Here is a 15,901-nt window from a genome sequence, read left to right on the forward strand (position 1 = left end):
GCTTAGCCCTTCGAAACCAGCGCCAGCGCGCGGATCGGGCTGCCGGTGCCATGTTCGATCTTGAGCGGCGCCGCGATCAGGATGGCGCCCTTCGGCGGCAGCTGGTCGAGGTTGCAGAGGCTGGCAAGACCGTAGCGGTTGGCCTTGTGCATCAGCGTGTGCGCCGGGAATGGCGGCTCCATGCCGCCGGCCTTGCCGGCATCCGTGCCGATCGTCTCCGAGCCCCAGCCCTTGATGTCCTTGCCGATCAGGAACTGGATGGCTTCGGCCGTCGGCCCCGGCGTGTGCGGGCCGGTCTCGTTGGCGTTGAGGAACTCGGCTTCCGAGCCGTTGCGCTTGTACCAGTCGGTGCGCATCACCACCCATTCGCCGGCATTGATCGCGCCATGCTCGGCTTCCCAAGCCTTGATGTGGTCGACGGTGAGCAGGAAATCGTGGTCGGCGGCGGCTTCCTTCGAACAGTCGATGACATTGACCGGGCCGACGAAATTCTGCGCCGGAATGGTGTCGGTGGCGCCGTCCGGATAGTCCTTGCCGGAGATCCAGTGCTGCGGCGCATCGAAATGCGTACCCGAATGCTCGCCGAGCTTCAGCCAGTTCCAGGCCCACCACGGACCGTTCTTGTCGTAACGGGAGATATTGTGGATCTCGACCTTCGGCGTGTCGACGGCGAGTTCCGGCGGCAGCTTGATCAACGGCGTATCCGGCCCGAGCGTCGCCGACAGGTCGACCACCTTGATGGCGCCTGAAAGAAGCTGGCTGGCGACTTCGCCGAGGAGTTTTTGCGTGTCCATGGTTTGAAGTTCCCTCTTTCGTGTGATGATCAAGGCTCGTCTCGGCCCTTAATATCCTACTAGACGAAAACATATGCATCTGCAATTATCTTTAAGCATAAAGGAAATGGGGACGAGGCGTGAGCGAGTTCGACGCCATCTTTGTCGGGGCGGGCCACAACAGTCTGGCATGCGCCGCGCATTTGGCGCTCAAAGGCTGGAAAACCGGGATTTTCGAGCGCCGCGCAACAATCGGCGGCGCCGTCCAGACGCGCGAATTCACCCTCCCCGGCTTCCGCCACGATTTCGGCGCGATGAATCTCAGCCTCTTCGCCGGCTCGGCCTTCCACCGGAAATATGCAAATGAATTGAAAGCGCAGGGGCTGGAGTTCGCCCCGGTCGTCGACTGTTTCGCCAGCGCATTCCCCGACGGACGCTGGTTCGGCGTCAGCAACGATCTGGAAAAGACCGCCGCGCGCATCGCCGCCTTCTCCGCCGCCGACGCCCAGACATGGCGCAGGCTGGTCGCCGCCTTCCCGGCGGAGGCCGAACACCTGTTCCGGCTGCTGGGATCGCCGATGAGCGCCCGTGCGCTGGCCGGCACGGCGTGGAACCTGTGGCGCAAGAAAGGCATGTCTGGGGCGGTCGACACCTGCCGGCTGCTGTTGTCCTCGCCCCGCGCCTGGCTGGAGGAGAATTTCGAGTCGCCGCATATCAGGGCAACGCTCGCCACCTGGGGCATGCATCTCGACTTCGCGCCCGACATCGCCGGCGGTGCTGTGTTCCCTTATCTGGAATCGATGGCCAACCAGAGTTTCGGCATGGTGCTGGGCAAGGGCGGCGCCGACACCATCATCCGTGCCCTCTCGGGCATGGTGACCTCCGCCGGCGGCAGGATCGTCACCGGGGCCGAGGTAGCGGAAATCACGGTTTCAGCCGGCAAGGCGACCGGCGTGCGGCTCGCTTCGGGTGAAACGCATAGCGCCACCAAGGCGGTCATTGCCGGCGTCGCGCCCAAGGCGCTGACCGGCAAGCTGCTGGCGAACGGTTCGGGCGATGCCGGCTTCGATACGGCGATGCAAAAATTCCGCCACGCGCCGGGGACGATGATGATCCACCTAGCGCTCGACGATCTGCCCGACTGGCGTGCCGGAGCGGAGCTTCGGCAGTTCGCCTATGTGCATCTGTCGCCGTCGCTCGACGCCATGTCCCGCACCTATCAGCAGGCGATGGCGGGCATGCTGCCGGACGAGCCGGTGCTGGTCGTAGGCCAGCCGACGGCGATCGACCCGTCGCGGGCGCCTCAGGGAAAGCATGTGCTGTGGGTGCAGGTGCGCATGCTGCCCGCCGAAATCCTGGGCGATGCCGCCGGCAAGATCGCGCCGGACCATTGGGACAAGGTGAAGGAAGCCTACGCCGAGCGTGTCCTCGATATCATCGAGACCTATGCGCCCGGCCTGCGCAACAAGATCCTCGGCCGCGCCGTGTTTTCGCCCATCGATCTCGAGCGCGAGAACCCCAACCTCGTCGGCGGCGACCAGGTCTGCGGCAGCCATCATCTGGCGCAGAATTTCCTGTTCCGCCCGGCGCGCGGCTATGCCGGATGGAACACGCCGGTGGCCAATCTGCACCTCACCGGGGCCGCGACATGGCCGGGCGCCGGCACCGGTGCGGCGTCGGGCTTCATGCTCGCACAACAGCTTGGCGGGAGGTAGGAGCCGAGGATTTCCTTGAGGCTGCAAGGGGCAAGGCGCTGCTGCCCAAGAAGCCTGAACCAATGAACTAAGACGCCGCGCGCAGAAACAAAACCAACAAGGGGAACGACCATGACAATCAACAGACGTGAATTGCTGGGATACAGCGCCGCGGCACTCGGGGTGGCCGCCGTCGGCCTGCCGTCGATCGCTAGGGCGGCTGCCGGCGAACTGACCATCGCCTACAACGTCAACCTGCCATCCTGGGATCCAACCACCGGCCCCTCGGCCGTCAACCCGACCATCCAGGGGCTGTACCAGTCGGTGTTCGACCAGTTCATCCCACAGAAGCCCGACCTTTCCTTCGCGCCGGGCCTGCTCACCGAATGGGGCTGGAACGACGACCGCACCAAGATCATGATGACGGTGCGCGAGGGCGTGACCTGGCATGACGGCTCGCCGTTCACGGCCGAGGACGTCGTCTGGTCGCTGCAGCGGGCAGGCGACGAAAAGACCGGCAACCCGATCCAGTTCGTCTGGAAGAACGTCAACAACTTCAAGATCGACGGCAACAAGATCACCGGCGACGTCGTGCAGTTCGACCCAGTCTATTTCAAATGGATGTCGTTCCTGACCGGCTACATCATGCCGAAGGCCTACTACGAGAAGGTCGGCGCCGAAGGTTTCGAGAAGGCGCCGATCGGCACCGGCCCCTATATGGTCGAAAAATTCGAGCGCAACGCCTTCCTGCGGCTCAAGGCAAACCCGAACTACTGGGGCGGCAAGCCGGCCTTCGAGAATGTGACGATCAAGTTCGTCGCCGACGCGGCAAGCCGCGTCGCCGAGATCGAATCCGGCTCCTCGCAGGTGACGCTCGAAATTCCCTATGAGGAGTATGACCGGCTGATCGCCAAGGACGGGCTTGCCGGCTCGTGCAAGAACGTTTCCGACATCGGCATGATCTTCTTCAACGATATCGAGGCGATGCTGGACAAGAACGTCCGTCAGGCCGCCGTGATGGCCGTCGACAAGAAGCTGCTGGTCGATCGCCTGCTGCGCGGCTACGGGCAGCCGATCGATACGCTGGAAACGCCGGAATACGCATCCTACGACGCGTCGATCAAGGTCGAGCACAATCCGGAAAAGGCCAAGGAATTGCTCGCCGCTTCCGGCTACTCGCCGGAAAAGCCGGTCAAGTTCACCATCCAGACGACCAAGGGCTTCAAGCCCAAGGACTATGAGATGATCCAGGCGATCGTCGGCATGTGGCGCAAGGTCGGCATCGAGGCGACGATCGAGGTCTACGAGATCGCCAAGCACTACGAACTGCGCGCCGCCGACAAGCTGGCGCCGGCCGCCTTCTACAATTGGGGCAATGCCATCGGCGATCCGACCACCTCGACCGGCTTTGCCATGTACGGCCCGAGCCCGCATTCGGTGTGGGACAGCCAGGATCTGATCGACATGATCAACCCGCTGTGGGGCGAAAAGGACGAGGCCAAGCGCATCGCCGGCTGGAAGGGTGTCGACAAATACATCGCCGAGCAGGCCTATGTGCTGCCGCTGATGCAGTATGCGCAGCCGATCGTGCATGCCAAGGGCGTCAATGTGGTGCAGCATGTGTCCGGCGCGCTGCTGCCGGCCCTGATGACCCCGGCCTGACATCGGCCTGGAATTGCCGCGCGCCGTCCATAGCGACGGCGCGCATTTCTATCCGGCATACGAGCCAACGAGCTCCTGCAAAGATTTACATGCTCCTGCAACGATTCCTGATCCGCCTTCTGACGATGCTGATCACGCTGTTCGGCGTGGCCGTCGTCGTCTTTGTCGTGATCCGCGTCGCGCCCGGCGATCCGATCGCCATGATGCTGCCGCCCGGCGCGACGGATGCCGACATTGCCCGGCTGCGCGCGCTCTACGGCCTCAACAAGACCATCGTCCAGCAATTCTTCATCTGGCTGTCGGGCGTGGCCCGGGGCGATTTCGGCACTTCGATTTCGCTGCGGCAGGATGTGCTGGGCCTCGTCTTCAACCGGCTGCCGGCGACGCTGGAACTCGCCATCGTCGCACTTGTGATGGCGGTGGCGATCGGCGGCACGACGGCGATCATCGGCGCGCGCGAACGCGGCACGGCGGTCGAGACCGGCATCGACATCGCCAGCGGCGCGGCGCTTTCGATTCCCGATTTCCTGTGGGGCCTGGTGCTGATCCTGCTGTTCGGCGTGCTGGTGCCGATCTTCGACATTTCCGGGCGGGTGTCGCCGCAACTGGACCTGCCCTTCGTGACCCAGTTCTATCTGTTCGAGAGCCTGTTGCGCCTGCGCCTCGACCTCACCTGGGATCTGCTGAAGCACATGCTGATGCCGGCCGTGGCGCTGGCGCTGCCGCTGGCAGCAATCATCTCGCAGCTGCTGAAACAGTCGCTGAAGGAAGTGCTCGACCTCGACTATGTCGTGCTGGCGCGGGTCAAGGGGTTTTCGGAAACGCAGGTCATCCTGCGCGAGGCGCTGAAGAATGCCGCGCTGCCGACGCTGACGCTGGTCGGCGTGCAGTTCACCTTCCTGATCGGCGGCACCGTCATCGTCGAACGGCTGTTCTCCTATGAGGGTCTCGGCAATATGGCGATCGACGCGGTCATCAACCGCGACCTGCCTTTGATTCAAGGCATCGTGCTGGTCTTCGCGCTGCTGTTCGTGCTGATCAACCTCAGCGTCGACATGATGTATGCGCTGCTCAATCCGAGGCTGCGCCATGGATGAGGGCCGTGCTCGAAGGCGAGGTGTGTCGCCACGCCTGTGGCTGGCCGGCGGCTGGCTGCTGCTGGCGCTGTTGGCCGCGATCTTCGGTCCGCTTGTCGCGCCCCAGGATCCGCTGGCACAGGATCTGATGCTGGAACGACTGCCGCCATTCTGGATGAATGGAGCCGAACCCGGCTATTGGCTCGGCACCGACAGCCTCGGCCGCGATCTGTTGTCGAGGCTGATCTTCGGCGGCCGCATCGCCTTCATCGTCGCATTCGCCGCAGCCATCGCCGCCTGCGTGGTCGGTTCGACGCTAGGCCTGATCGCAGGCTATTTCGGCGGTTGGGCCGACCGCATCATCTCGCGCATCGTCGATGTCTGGATGGCGTTTCCGCCGGTGCTGTTTGCCATATTGCTGGTGGCGGTGCTCGGCACGGGCTTGAGTTCCGTCATCCTGGCCATCGCCATCATCGACTGGACGCGTTTCTGCCGGGTGATCCGTGCCGAGACGATGGGTCAGTCGCGCATGGACTATGTCGAGAATGCCCGCATTGCCGGCTACGGCCGCATCGGCATCATGCTGCGCGAAGTGCTGCCCAATGTGGTGCCGTCGATCGTCGCGCTGCTGTCGCTGGAAATGGGCATCGCCGTCATCGTCGAGGCGATCCTGTCCTTCGTCAATCTGTCGATCTCGACCGACGATCCGACCTGGGGCGGCATCATCGCCGAGGGCCGGCTGTCGATCCATCAGGCCTGGTGGGTGCTGGTGTTTCCGCTGATCACGCTGATCCTGACCGTGCTGTCGTTCAGCCAGTTCGGCGAGGCGCTGAAGACGCGTTTCGATCCGGTGCTGCGATGAGCGCCTGCCTCGACATCAGGGATCTGAGTGCGGTGCTGCCCAACGGCCAGCGCGTGCTGCGCTCGGTGTCGCTCTCCGTTCAGCCCGGCGAAGTGCGCGCGCTGGTCGGCGAGAGCGGCGCTGGCAAGACGATGATCGGCAAGGCGGTGCTCGGTGTGCTGCCGTCGAGCGTGCGCATTGTCGAAGGCGACATGCTGCTCGAGGGTGAAGACCTCGGCAAATTGCAACCCAAGGCACGACGCACGCTGATCGGGGCGCGCACGGCGCTGATCCCGCAGGACCCGCTGACCGCGCTCAACCCGTCGCGGCGCATCGGCTCGCAGATGACCGACCGGCTGGTGCGCATCCTCGGCTGGAGTGGCGAGAAGGCCGATACCCGCATCCGGCAATTGCTGGACGAGGTGCAAATCCGCGATCCCGACCGCGTGCTGAAGAGCTATCCGCACGAACTTTCCGGCGGCATGCGCCAGCGCGTGCTGATCGCTGCGGCCTTCGCCGCGGAGCCAAGGCTGATCGTCGCCGACGAGCCGACCACGGCGCTCGACGTCACCGTGCAGAAGCAGATCCTGCGGCTGATCGTGCAATTGCAGCGCGAGCATGGCACGGCGATCCTGTTCGTCACCCATGATCTCGGCGTCGTCGCCAAGATCAGCCAGAGAGTCTCGGTGCTTTATGCCGGCAAGGTGGTGGAGGAGGCCGACACGGCTGCCCTCTTCGCAGCACCGCAGCACCCCTACACGCGAGCGCTGATGGCGGCGACGCCACGCTACACCGATCCTTTCGCCTCGCTGAAGCCGGTGGACGAGGCGGTGCTGGCCGGGCTTGCTTCGGAGATCGCTGCCGCCGACCAAGCCTGGAGGCGGCCGTATGGTTGAACCGTTGTTCTCCGTGCGCGGGCTGAAGGTCGCGCTGCCCGACATGACGCGCAAGCCACTGATCGGCCGCGCGCCATTGGTCGAAATCCTGAAGGGCCTGGATTTCGACCTGCCCAGGGGCTCGGTGACCGGCATCGTCGGCGAATCCGGTTCCGGCAAGTCGACGCTCGGCCGCGCTTTGGTGCGCCTGCTGGAACCCAGCGCAGGCAGCATCACTTTCGACGGCCGCGACATCACGCATCTGCCGGAAGCGGAGCTCAGGCCTCTGCGCCGCAATCTGCAGATGATTTTTCAAGATCCGATGTCGTCGCTCAACCCGCGCCGCACCATTGCCAGCATCATCGCCGCACCGCTCAAGCAGAATGGCCTCGGCGACAATCTCAAGGCGCGCGTGGCTGAGGCGCTGCAGCGTGTCGGCCTGCCGCAAAGTTTCGCCAGCCGCTACCGCCACGAACTGTCGGGCGGCCAGCGCCAGCGCGTCGGCATTGCGCGCGCGCTGGCGCTGTCGCCGAAATTCGTGCTGGCCGACGAGATCGTCTCCGGCCTCGACGTGTCGACGCAGGCGCAGATCCTCACCCTGCTGGAGAAGCTGGCGGCGGAGATGGGCCTGACCGTCGCTTTCATCAGCCACGATCTGTCGGTCATTCGGCGGCTGTGCCGGCAAGTGATCGTCATGCGCGAGGGCGTGATCGTCGAGGCGAGCACCACCGACGTCTTGTTCGACAATCCACGGCAGGCCTACACGCGCGACCTGATCGCAGCCATTCCGCTGCCCGAGATCGATGCTGGCTGGCTGGACATCCCCGCCGCCGCCAAGGCGCCGACATGAATGCATACGCACGCCGAAGAGCGGGCCTCGGGCGTGCGACCACAAAGACCCAAGTCCCGCCAAATGGAGAGGACTGACATGAAGACCACTATCGCAATTGCAACGCTGGCCGCCGCGATGCTCGGCAGCGCCGGCATGGCCTCGGCGGATTCGATCCCGGGCATGCGCGGCCACGACCACACCGGCATCACCGTTCCCGACATGAAGCAAGCGGTCGACTTCTTCACCGAAGTGGTCGGCTGCAAGAAGGCGATGTCGTTCGGTCCGTTCGCCGACGACAAGGGCACCTTCATGCAGGATCTCCTGGGCGTCGACCCGAAGGCGGTGATCGAAGAGGTCACCATGGTGCGCTGCGGCTATGGATCGAACATAGAGCTGTTCAAATACACAGCACCGGACCAGAAGGACCTGACGCCGAAGAACAGCGACATTGGCGGCTTCCACATCGCCTTCTATGTCGACGACGTCGCTGCCGCCAAAGCCTATCTCGAAGGCAAGGGCGTCAAGACGCGGATGGGGCCGCTGCCGGTCAAGGAAGGGCCGGCCGCCGGCCAGACCATCCTCTATTTCCAGGCGCCGTGGGGACTGCAACTGGAAGCGATCAGCTATCCCGATGGCATGGCCTATGAGAAGGACGCCGAGACGGTGCTGTGGAGCCCGAAGAACCCGGAAAAGTGATCCGGCAGCGCGCTTGCGCGATGACACGCAGGCGCGCTTTCGCCATGTCAGGATAATCGTTTTGATATAAAACTTTAAGCTTGAAATATCTTGTTGCCGGCGCGATACTGAACTCCAGCAAGCGAAGAGGAGATCGCAGACATGAAGGTTGCGGTTCTCGGCGGCGGACCAGCCGGCCTCTACTTTGCCATTTCGATGAAGCTGAGGGACGCCGCGCACGATGTGACGGTGTTCGAGCGCAACCGCGCCGACGACACGTTCGGCTGGGGCGTCGTGCTGTCGGCCGAGACGCTCGACAATCTGTCGAAAAACGACCCGGTCAGCGCTGTCTGGATCAAGAAGCACTTTGCCTACTGGGACGACATCGCCGTCATCCATGACGGCGTGCGCACGGTCTCGTCAGGTCACGGTTTCTGCGGCATCGGCCGCAAGCGGCTGCTGGTCCTGCTGCAGCGCCGGGCGCGCGAACTCGGCGTTAAGCTGATGTTCGAGACGGACATCGCCGATCCCAAGCCCTACATGGAGACGCATGATCTGGTTGTCGCGGCCGACGGCCTGAACTCCAGGGCGCGCAACAGTTTCGTCGACATCTTCAAGCCCGACATCGACACCCGCAAATGCAAGTTCGTCTGGCTCGGCACCAACCAGAAGTTCGACGACGCCTTCACCTTTATCTTCGAGAAGACCGAGCATGGCTGGGTGTGGGCGCACGCCTACCAGTTCGACAGCGACACCGCGACCTTCATCGTCGAGTGCAGCGAACAAACCTGGGCTGCCTTCGGCTTCGGCGCGATGTCGCAGCAGGAATCGATCGTCCTTTGTGAGCGGATCTTCGAAAAACATCTCGGCGGCCACGCGCTGATGACCAATGCCAACCACATCCGAGGTTCGGCCTGGATCAATTTCCCGCGCGTGCTGTGCGAGCGCTGGTCCTACAAGAATCTGGCGCTGATGGGCGATGCGGCGGCCTCAGCCCATTTCTCGATCGGCTCCGGCACCAAGCTGGCACTGGAAAGTGCCGTGGCGCTGGCCGAATATGTCGAAACCGAGCCGGACCTGGATGCCGCCTTCCGTAAATATGAGGATGCCCGCCGCACCGAGGTGCTGAAGCTGCAATCGGCGGCGCGCAATTCGCTGGAATGGTTCGAGGAGGTCGAGCGCTATCTCGGCCTCGATCCGGTGCAGTTCAACTATTCGCTATTGACCCGCTCGCAGCGCATCAGCCACGAGAATCTGCGACTGCGCGATGCCGAATGGCTTGAAAGCGCGGAGGAATGGTTCCAGCGCCAGGCGGGCGCCGGCGGCAACAGCCTGCGCCGCGCGCCGATGTTCGCGCCGTTCAAGCTTCGCGACATGAGGCTGCAGAACCGCGTCGTCGTTTCGCCGATGGCGCAGTACAAGGCCGTCGACGGCTGTCCGACCGACTGGCATTTCACCCATTATGCCGAGCGGGCCAAGGGCGGCGCCGGCCTCATCTATATCGAGATGACCTGCGTCAGCCCGGAAGGGCGGATCACGCCCGGTTGTCCGGGGTTCTATGCGCCCGAGCATGAGGTGGCATGGAAGCGGCTGGTCGATTTCGTCCACACCGAGACCGAGGCGAAGATCTGCGCCCAGATCGGCCATTCCGGCGCCAAGGGCTCGACCCGGCTCGGCTGGGAAGGCACCGACATGCCGTTGACCTCGGGCAACTGGCCTGTGATGGCGGCCTCGGCTGTCGCGTGGTCGCCGCAGAATCAGGTGCCGAAGGCGATGGATCGCGCCGACATGGACCGTGTGCGCGACGAATTCGTCGCATCCACCGAGATGGCCGCTCGTTGCGGCTTCGACATGCTCGAGATCCACGCCGCACACGGCTATCTTTTGTCGTCCTTCATCACGCCGGTCACCAACCGGCGCACGGATGAACATGGCGGTTCGCTGGATAATCGCATGCGCTATCCCCTCGAAATCTTCCGCGCGGTGCGCGCCGCCTGGCCGGCGGAGAAGCCGATCTCGATGCGCATTTCGGCCAATGACTGGGTCGGCATCGAGGGCGTCACACCGGCCGACGCGGTCGAGATCGCACGGCTGCTGCACGAGGCCGGCGTCGACATCTGCGACGTCTCGGCAGGCCAGACCTCGGCACTGGCCAAGCCTGTCTATGGCCGCATGTTCCAGACGCCGTTTTCCGACCGCATCCGCAACGAAGTCGGCATGGCGACGATGGCGGTCGGCAACATCTACGAGCCGGACCATGTCAATTCGATCCTGATGGCCGGCCGCGCCGATCTGGTGGCGCTGGCACGGCCGCATCTCACCGATCCCTACTGGACACTGCATGCCGCCGTGACGCTCGGCGACCGTGGTGTCAAATGGCCAGATCCCTATCTGCCCGGGCGCGACCAGCTCTACCGTCTGGCCGAGCGCGACGCCGCAGCGGGGCTGAAAGTATGAGTACCGCCGCGACGATACCCGGCAAGCATGCGCTGGTCACCGGCGGTGGCTCCGGCGTCGGGCGGGCCATCGCGCTGGCGCTGGCTGCTGCCGGCATCGATGTCACCATCTGCGGCCGCCGGGAAGCCGAGCTCACTGAGGTGGCCGGGGAGAACGGCCGCATCTTCGGCATTGCCGCCGATGTCACCGACGAAGTGGCAATGGCGGCGCTCTACGAGACGGCGCAAGCCGCGCGCGGACCCTTCGACATCGTCGTCGCCAATGCCGGCATGGCCGGCAGCGCCCCGGCGCACAAAACCGCGCTCAGCGACTGGCAGCGAACGCTCGACGTCAATCTGACCGGCGCCTTCCTGACGGTGAAGCCGGCGCTGGCCGGCATGGCCGTGCGGAAAACAGGACGAATTGTTTTCATCGCCTCGACCGCCGGCCTGAAAGGCTACGCCTACGTCGCGTCTTACGTCGCCGCCAAGCATGGCGTCGTTGGCCTGATGCGGGCGCTTGCCGCCGAAACGGCGAAATCGGGCGTCACCGTCAACGCGGTGTGCCCAGGCTTTGTGGAAACCGAAATGCTGGAAGAGTCCATCCAGCGCATCATCGAGAAGACCGGCCGCTCGGTCGAGCAAGCGCGGTCAAGCCTCGCCTCGACCAACCCGCAAGGCCGCTTCATCCAGCCGGATGAGGTCGCCGCCGCCGTGCTGTGGCTGTGCGGCGACGCCGCCCAGTCGATAACGGGACAGGCGATTTCCATCTCAGGAGGCGAAACATGGTAGCCGGCCCCCTGCCCGCGCCGTCGGGACCCGGCAAAGACCGCTTGCGGCTGTGGATCAGGCTGCTGCGAGCCTCCCGCACGATCGAGGCCGAGCTGCGCGAGCGGCTGAAGAAGGAGTTCAACACGACGCTGCCGCGCTTCGACGTGATGGCAGCACTCTATAGGATGCCGGAAGGCATGCTGATGAGCGACCTGTCGCGCTTCCTGCTGGTCTCCAACGGCAATGTCACGGGCATCGTCGACCGGCTGGTTTCGGAAGGACTTGTCGCCCGCGCAAGGCGCAATGGCGACCGCCGCACGTCGATGGTGCGGCTGACCGAGGAAGGCGCGCAGGCATTTGCCGCCATCGCTGCGGCGCATGAAGGCTGGATCGGCGAATTGCTGGGCAAGGTCAGCGAGGACGACGCGCGCCGGCTGACCGGCATGCTGACCTCGTTCCGCAGCAACTGGGAGGGACGCGAATGACCGCAATGGCCGGGCGCAAGCCGAAGCATTTCCTGTGGGAGGTCGAGGGCAGGATCGCCAAGGTCCGGCTCGACCGGCCGGAGCGCAAGAACCCGCTGACCTTCGACAGCTATGCCGAGCTGCGCGACACGTTCCGCGACCTCGTCTATGCCGACGATGTCGACGCCGTGGTGTTCCTCTCCAATGGCGGCAATTTCTGCTCCGGCGGCGATGTCCACGACATTATCGGCCCGCTGGTCAAGATGGACATGAAGGAGCTCTTGGCCTTCACCCGCATGACCGGCGATTTCGTCAAGGCGATGCTGAATTGCGGCAAGCCGATCATTGCTGCGGTCGACGGTGTCGCGGTCGGCGCCGGCGCCATCATTGCGATGAGCTCCGATATCCGCATCGCCACGCCGGAAGCCAAGACCGCATTCCTGTTCACCCGCGTCGGCCTCGCCGGCTGCGACATGGGCGCCTGCGCGATCCTGCCGCGCATCATCGGCCAGGGCCGCGCCGCCGAACTGCTCTACACCGGCCGCACCATGACGGCGGCGGAAGGCGAACGCTGGGGTTTCTACAACCGGCTGGTCGATGCCGCCTCGCTGGAGCACGACGCGCTCGATATGGCGGCGCGCATCGTCTCCGGCCCGACCTTTGCGCACGGCATCACCAAGACGCAGCTCAACCAGGAATGGTCGATGGGTCTCGACCAGGCGATCGAGGCGGAAGCGCAGGCGCAAGCGATCTGCATGCAGACCCGCGACTTCGAGCGCGCCTACAAGGCGTTCGTGGCCAAGGAAAAGCCGGTGTTCGAGGGCGATTGAGGATGATGCATTCCGTGGAGACGTCGGCGGGACAGCGCCCCCCTCTGTCCTACCGGCGCCGCAGAGCGCAGGGCCTGGAGAATAGTGGTGGAAGCACCCATGCCTGACCGCTCCTTCCTCTCCTGGCCGTTCTTCGAAGACCGCCATCGCAAGTGGGCCGAGCAGCTCGACGTATGGTGCGCGAAAAACCTGCCGGTCTCCCACCATGATGTCGACGCCGCCTGCCGCGAGCTGGTCAGCAAGCTCGGGCGAGACGACTGGCTGAAGCCGACGGCGATCGACCCAGACAATCCTGGCCCCCTCGACGTCCGCACTTTGTGTATCACGCGCGAGACACTCGCCCGTCATGACGGGTTGGCCGATTTCGCCTTCGCCATGCAGGGGCTTGGTACCGGCGCGCTCAGCCTGTTCGGCACGCCGCACCAGCAGCAATGGCTTGCGAAGACGCGTGCCGGAAAGGCGATATCCGCCTTCGCCCTGTCGGAACCGCGCTCGGGATCGGATGTCGCCAACACGGAAATGACGGCGACCCGCGACGGCGACAATTACGTTCTGTCGGGTGAAAAGACCTGGATCTCCAATGGCGGCATCGCGGACCTCTATGTCGTCTTTGCCCGCACCGGCGAGGCGCCGGGCGCCAAGGGGCTTTCCGCCTTCCTCGTGCCTGGCGACGCCAGGGGCCTTGGCATCGCCGAACGGCTGGAAGTGATCGCGCCGCACCCGCTGGCGCGCCTGTCTTTCGACCAGGTCCGCCTGCCTGCCGCTGCGCGGATCGGCAAGCCCGGCGACGGCTTCCGTATCGCCATGTCGGTGCTCGACGTGTTCCGCTCGACCGTCGGTGCGGCGGCGCTCGGCTTTGCCCGCCGCGCGCTGGACGAGAGCATCAAACGCGTGGCCGAGCGCAAGCTGTTCGGTGCCCCGATGGGCGAACTACAAATGGTGCAGGGCCACATCGCCGACATGGCGCTCGACATCGATGCGGCGGCGCTGCTGGTCTACCGCGCCGCCTGGACCAAGGACATGGGCGCCGCGCGGGTCACCCGCGAGGCGGCGATGGCCAAGCTGTTTGCCACCGACAAGGCGCAAGAGGTGATCGACAAGGCCGTGCAGTTGCATGGCGGCGACGGCGTCCGCAAAGGCCATATCGTCGAAAGCCTGTATCGCGAGATCCGCTCGCTGCGCATCTACGAGGGTGCCTCCGACGTGCAGAAAGTGGTGATCGCGCGGCAAGTGATGGGCGCGGCCTGACGGCTGGAAATCGACGAGCGATTTTTGAGACTTGGTTTTTTGGGTACCGGGAGGTTTTGAATGCATACGATTCTGCAGCCGGAAGGCTGGGCAAAACCTGTCGGTTACGCCAATGGCGTCGCGGCACGCGGACAGCTCGTCTTCGTTGGTGGACAGGTCGGCTGGAACGGCCAATGCCAGTTCGAGACCGACGACTTCGTTGGCCAGGTGCGACAGACGCTTCAGAACATCGTGGCGGTGCTGGCCGAGGCCGGTGCGGGGCCGCAGCACATCACCTCGATGACCTGGTATTTCACCGACAAGGCCGAGTATCTGGCCAACCTCAGGGGCATTGGCGAGGCCTATCGCGAGGTGATCGGCCGGCACTTTCCGGCGATGGCCGCCATGCAGGTGATGGCGCTGGTCGAAGACCGCGCCAAGGTGGAGATTCAGGCAACTGCCGTCATCCCGGAATAGGTGTACTGATATTCAGGTGATGCCGGTCTGCAAACGGCAGCTTCCTGCGCTTCCGGTGCTCGCGTACGAAAAGTACGCTCCGCTCCGGTTCTCGTAACCCACCGTTTTCGACTCGGCCTGACCTGAATCTCAACACACCTTCGGCTATACGCGCAGTCCCGCTTGCCGTAAAATCGGCAGTACGTGATCGCAGAAATAGGGCAGTTCTTGCGTGTAGTTGACGAAGGACAGCGCGATGCCCTGGTAGCCGTGTCCGGCGATGGCGGCCATGTCGGCGGCGATCGTTTCAGGCGTTCCGATCAGCGGGTAGGTGCCGGCGCCGCCGGCGAAGCGCTGCCGGTAGCGGTCATAGGCGTGCGGGTCGTGGGACTGCGAGAATTCCTTCTTGCCGGCCATATGGGCATCGACCGCATCGTGGTCGGCCATATCGAGGGCATAGCGCGTGTAGTAGGCCTGCGCCTCTTCCATGGTAGGGCGGCAGACGACATGCGCCACCGTGTAGACACCGACATCACGGCCTGCCTTGTCGGCCCGCTCGCTGATATCGGCGACATGCTTGCCGGCATCGCTCATTTCCGAAAAGGTCGTGAACAGATAATCGCACCGGGCGGCGGCGAAATCGCGGCCCGGCCCGCCGAATGCGGCGTTCATGGTCACGGGGCGGGGAACCTGCAGGCTGGCCGGCCGGCTGACAGCCTCCTTGAGGCGATAATAGGTGCCTTCGTAATCGAGCGGTTCGGCCGAGGCATAGAGCTTTTCGAGGATTTCGATCCATTCGGCCGCCTGGTCATAGCCCTTCTCGACCAGCGGCGTGCCGAACATGCCGAATTCCTTCGGGTTCCAGCCGCAGACGATGTTCAAGCCCGCGCGGCCCTGGCTGATATGGTCGACCGTCGCCAGCGCCTTGGCGGCATAGAGCGGATGCACCAGCGGCACATGCACGGTCATGAACAGGCCGATCTGCTCGGTAGCCACAGCAAGCGCCGCCGCCCATGTGAAGGTTTCGAACGACCATTCGCGCACCTTGTTGCGGCCGCCAAAACCGCGCCAGCGCGCGATCGGCAGCATGAACTCCAGCCCTGCGCGGTCGGCGATCTGGGCCGCGGTCACATTGTCCTGCCAGTTTGCCGTCCAGCGTTCCGGAACGTCTGTGATAGCAAGGCCGCCATCGGCATTGGTCGAAAAGACGCCAAGCTTCAATCTGTTCGGGCCGTGCAAAGGGTGTGGTTTGTTCATGTCGCGACCTCCCGGCGAGAGAGCACACGCTAG

General features: G+C 64.3%; 15 protein-coding genes. 13 read left to right on the forward strand and 2 right to left on the reverse strand.

Features of this window, described 5'->3' with window-relative positions; translation table 11 throughout:
- Nucleotides 1-2: 2 nt before the first annotated feature.
- Nucleotides 3-794, reverse strand: a complete 792-nt coding sequence (locus EJ079_RS03180; protein WP_127808057.1) for a cyclase family protein — start codon at nucleotides 792-794, stop codon at nucleotides 3-5.
- Nucleotides 795-913: 119 nt separating this feature from the next.
- Between EJ079_RS03180 and EJ079_RS03185 the strand changes: the two genes are divergently transcribed.
- The 13 genes from EJ079_RS03185 to EJ079_RS03245 all read left to right on the forward strand — a co-directional run bounded on the left by EJ079_RS03185 (nucleotide 914) and on the right by EJ079_RS03245 (nucleotide 14,632).
- Complete coding sequence (locus EJ079_RS03185; protein ID WP_127808058.1) at nucleotides 914-2,488, forward strand: NAD(P)/FAD-dependent oxidoreductase; 1,575 nt, start codon at nucleotides 914-916, stop codon at nucleotides 2,486-2,488.
- Between the two features lie 111 nt (nucleotides 2,489-2,599).
- Nucleotides 2,600-4,129 carry an ABC transporter substrate-binding protein gene (locus tag EJ079_RS03190; protein ID WP_127808059.1) on the forward strand — a complete coding sequence of 510 codons (1,530 nt, stop codon included), beginning with the start codon at nucleotides 2,600-2,602 and terminating at the stop codon, nucleotides 4,127-4,129.
- A gap of 89 nt (nucleotides 4,130-4,218) precedes the next feature.
- Nucleotides 4,219-5,226 carry an ABC transporter permease gene (locus tag EJ079_RS03195; RefSeq protein WP_127808060.1) on the forward strand — a complete coding sequence of 336 codons (1,008 nt, stop codon included), beginning with the start codon at nucleotides 4,219-4,221 and terminating at the stop codon, nucleotides 5,224-5,226.
- Nucleotides 5,219-6,067, forward strand: a complete 849-nt coding sequence (locus EJ079_RS03200; RefSeq protein ID WP_127808061.1) for an ABC transporter permease — start codon at nucleotides 5,219-5,221, stop codon at nucleotides 6,065-6,067. Before EJ079_RS03195 ends, EJ079_RS03200 begins: the two co-directional genes overlap by 8 nt.
- Complete coding sequence (locus EJ079_RS03205) at nucleotides 6,064-6,942, forward strand: ABC transporter ATP-binding protein (RefSeq protein ID WP_127808062.1); 879 nt, start codon at nucleotides 6,064-6,066, stop codon at nucleotides 6,940-6,942. The genes EJ079_RS03200 and EJ079_RS03205 overlap by 4 nt, the downstream gene beginning before the upstream one ends.
- A complete protein-coding gene (locus EJ079_RS03210) occupies nucleotides 6,935-7,771 on the forward strand; it encodes an ATP-binding cassette domain-containing protein (protein ID WP_127808063.1) in 837 nt (278 codons plus the stop codon). Before EJ079_RS03205 ends, EJ079_RS03210 begins: the two co-directional genes overlap by 8 nt.
- Nucleotides 7,772-7,849: 78 nt before the next feature.
- Nucleotides 7,850-8,449 (forward strand): VOC family protein, encoded by a 600-nt coding sequence (locus EJ079_RS03215; protein WP_127808064.1) that lies wholly within the window; start codon nucleotides 7,850-7,852, stop codon nucleotides 8,447-8,449.
- A 141-nt stretch (nucleotides 8,450-8,590) separates the two neighbouring features.
- A complete protein-coding gene (locus EJ079_RS03220) occupies nucleotides 8,591-10,885 on the forward strand; it encodes a bifunctional salicylyl-CoA 5-hydroxylase/oxidoreductase (protein WP_127808065.1) in 2,295 nt (764 codons plus the stop codon).
- Nucleotides 10,882-11,655 carry an SDR family NAD(P)-dependent oxidoreductase gene (locus EJ079_RS03225; RefSeq protein ID WP_127808066.1) on the forward strand — a complete coding sequence of 258 codons (774 nt, stop codon included), beginning with the start codon at nucleotides 10,882-10,884 and terminating at the stop codon, nucleotides 11,653-11,655. The genes EJ079_RS03220 and EJ079_RS03225 overlap by 4 nt, the downstream gene beginning before the upstream one ends.
- Nucleotides 11,649-12,119, forward strand: a complete 471-nt coding sequence (locus EJ079_RS03230; RefSeq protein WP_127808067.1) for a MarR family transcriptional regulator — start codon at nucleotides 11,649-11,651, stop codon at nucleotides 12,117-12,119. The genes EJ079_RS03225 and EJ079_RS03230 overlap by 7 nt, the downstream gene beginning before the upstream one ends.
- A complete protein-coding gene (locus EJ079_RS03235) occupies nucleotides 12,116-12,928 on the forward strand; it encodes an enoyl-CoA hydratase family protein (RefSeq protein WP_127808068.1) in 813 nt (270 codons plus the stop codon). The genes EJ079_RS03230 and EJ079_RS03235 overlap by 4 nt, the downstream gene beginning before the upstream one ends.
- 99 nt (nucleotides 12,929-13,027) lie before the next feature.
- Nucleotides 13,028-14,176: an acyl-CoA dehydrogenase family protein gene (locus tag EJ079_RS03240; RefSeq protein WP_127808069.1), complete on the forward strand. Its 1,149-nt coding sequence runs from the start codon at nucleotides 13,028-13,030 to the stop codon at nucleotides 14,174-14,176.
- 60 nt (nucleotides 14,177-14,236) lie between these two features.
- The gene (locus EJ079_RS03245) at nucleotides 14,237-14,632 is read left to right on the forward strand and encodes a RidA family protein (RefSeq protein WP_127808070.1); all 396 of its coding nucleotides are present in this window, start codon (nucleotides 14,237-14,239) and stop codon (nucleotides 14,630-14,632) included.
- Nucleotides 14,633-14,776: 144 nt separating this feature from the next.
- On the opposite strand, the gene EJ079_RS03250 is transcribed toward EJ079_RS03245, so the two are convergent.
- On the reverse strand, nucleotides 14,777-15,868 hold the full coding sequence (locus EJ079_RS03250) for an LLM class flavin-dependent oxidoreductase (RefSeq protein WP_127808071.1): 1,092 nt from the start codon (nucleotides 15,866-15,868) through the stop codon (nucleotides 14,777-14,779).
- Between the last annotated feature and the right edge of the window lie 33 nt (nucleotides 15,869-15,901).

The organism is Mesorhizobium sp. M7A.F.Ce.TU.012.03.2.1 (assembly GCF_004006095.1).
Classification (GTDB): domain Bacteria; phylum Pseudomonadota; class Alphaproteobacteria; order Rhizobiales; family Rhizobiaceae; genus Mesorhizobium.

What these genes read in the sequence shown, in the direction of transcription:
- EJ079_RS03180 (WP_127808057.1), bottom strand. Translation starts at nt 794, where the DNA reads ATGGACACGCAAAAACTCCTCGGCGAAGTCGCCAGCCAGCTTCTTTCA.
- EJ079_RS03235 (WP_127808068.1), top strand. Translation starts at nt 12,116, where the DNA reads ATGACCGCAATGGCCGGGCGCAAGCCGAAGCATTTCCTGTGGGAGGTC.
- EJ079_RS03200 (WP_127808061.1), top strand. Translation starts at nt 5,219, where the DNA reads ATGGATGAGGGCCGTGCTCGAAGGCGAGGTGTGTCGCCACGCCTGTGG.
- EJ079_RS03205 (WP_127808062.1), top strand. Translation starts at nt 6,064, where the DNA reads ATGAGCGCCTGCCTCGACATCAGGGATCTGAGTGCGGTGCTGCCCAAC.
- EJ079_RS03250 (WP_127808071.1), bottom strand. Translation starts at nt 15,868, where the DNA reads ATGAACAAACCACACCCTTTGCACGGCCCGAACAGATTGAAGCTTGGC.
- EJ079_RS03230 (WP_127808067.1), top strand. Translation starts at nt 11,649, where the DNA reads ATGGTAGCCGGCCCCCTGCCCGCGCCGTCGGGACCCGGCAAAGACCGC.
- EJ079_RS03240 (WP_127808069.1), top strand. Translation starts at nt 13,028, where the DNA reads ATGCCTGACCGCTCCTTCCTCTCCTGGCCGTTCTTCGAAGACCGCCAT.
- EJ079_RS03225 (WP_127808066.1), top strand. Translation starts at nt 10,882, where the DNA reads ATGAGTACCGCCGCGACGATACCCGGCAAGCATGCGCTGGTCACCGGC.
- EJ079_RS03220 (WP_127808065.1), top strand. Translation starts at nt 8,591, where the DNA reads ATGAAGGTTGCGGTTCTCGGCGGCGGACCAGCCGGCCTCTACTTTGCC.
- EJ079_RS03245 (WP_127808070.1), top strand. Translation starts at nt 14,237, where the DNA reads ATGCATACGATTCTGCAGCCGGAAGGCTGGGCAAAACCTGTCGGTTAC.
- EJ079_RS03210 (WP_127808063.1), top strand. Translation starts at nt 6,935, where the DNA reads ATGGTTGAACCGTTGTTCTCCGTGCGCGGGCTGAAGGTCGCGCTGCCC.
- EJ079_RS03195 (WP_127808060.1), top strand. Translation starts at nt 4,219, where the DNA reads ATGCTCCTGCAACGATTCCTGATCCGCCTTCTGACGATGCTGATCACG.
- EJ079_RS03215 (WP_127808064.1), top strand. Translation starts at nt 7,850, where the DNA reads ATGAAGACCACTATCGCAATTGCAACGCTGGCCGCCGCGATGCTCGGC.
- EJ079_RS03190 (WP_127808059.1), top strand. Translation starts at nt 2,600, where the DNA reads ATGACAATCAACAGACGTGAATTGCTGGGATACAGCGCCGCGGCACTC.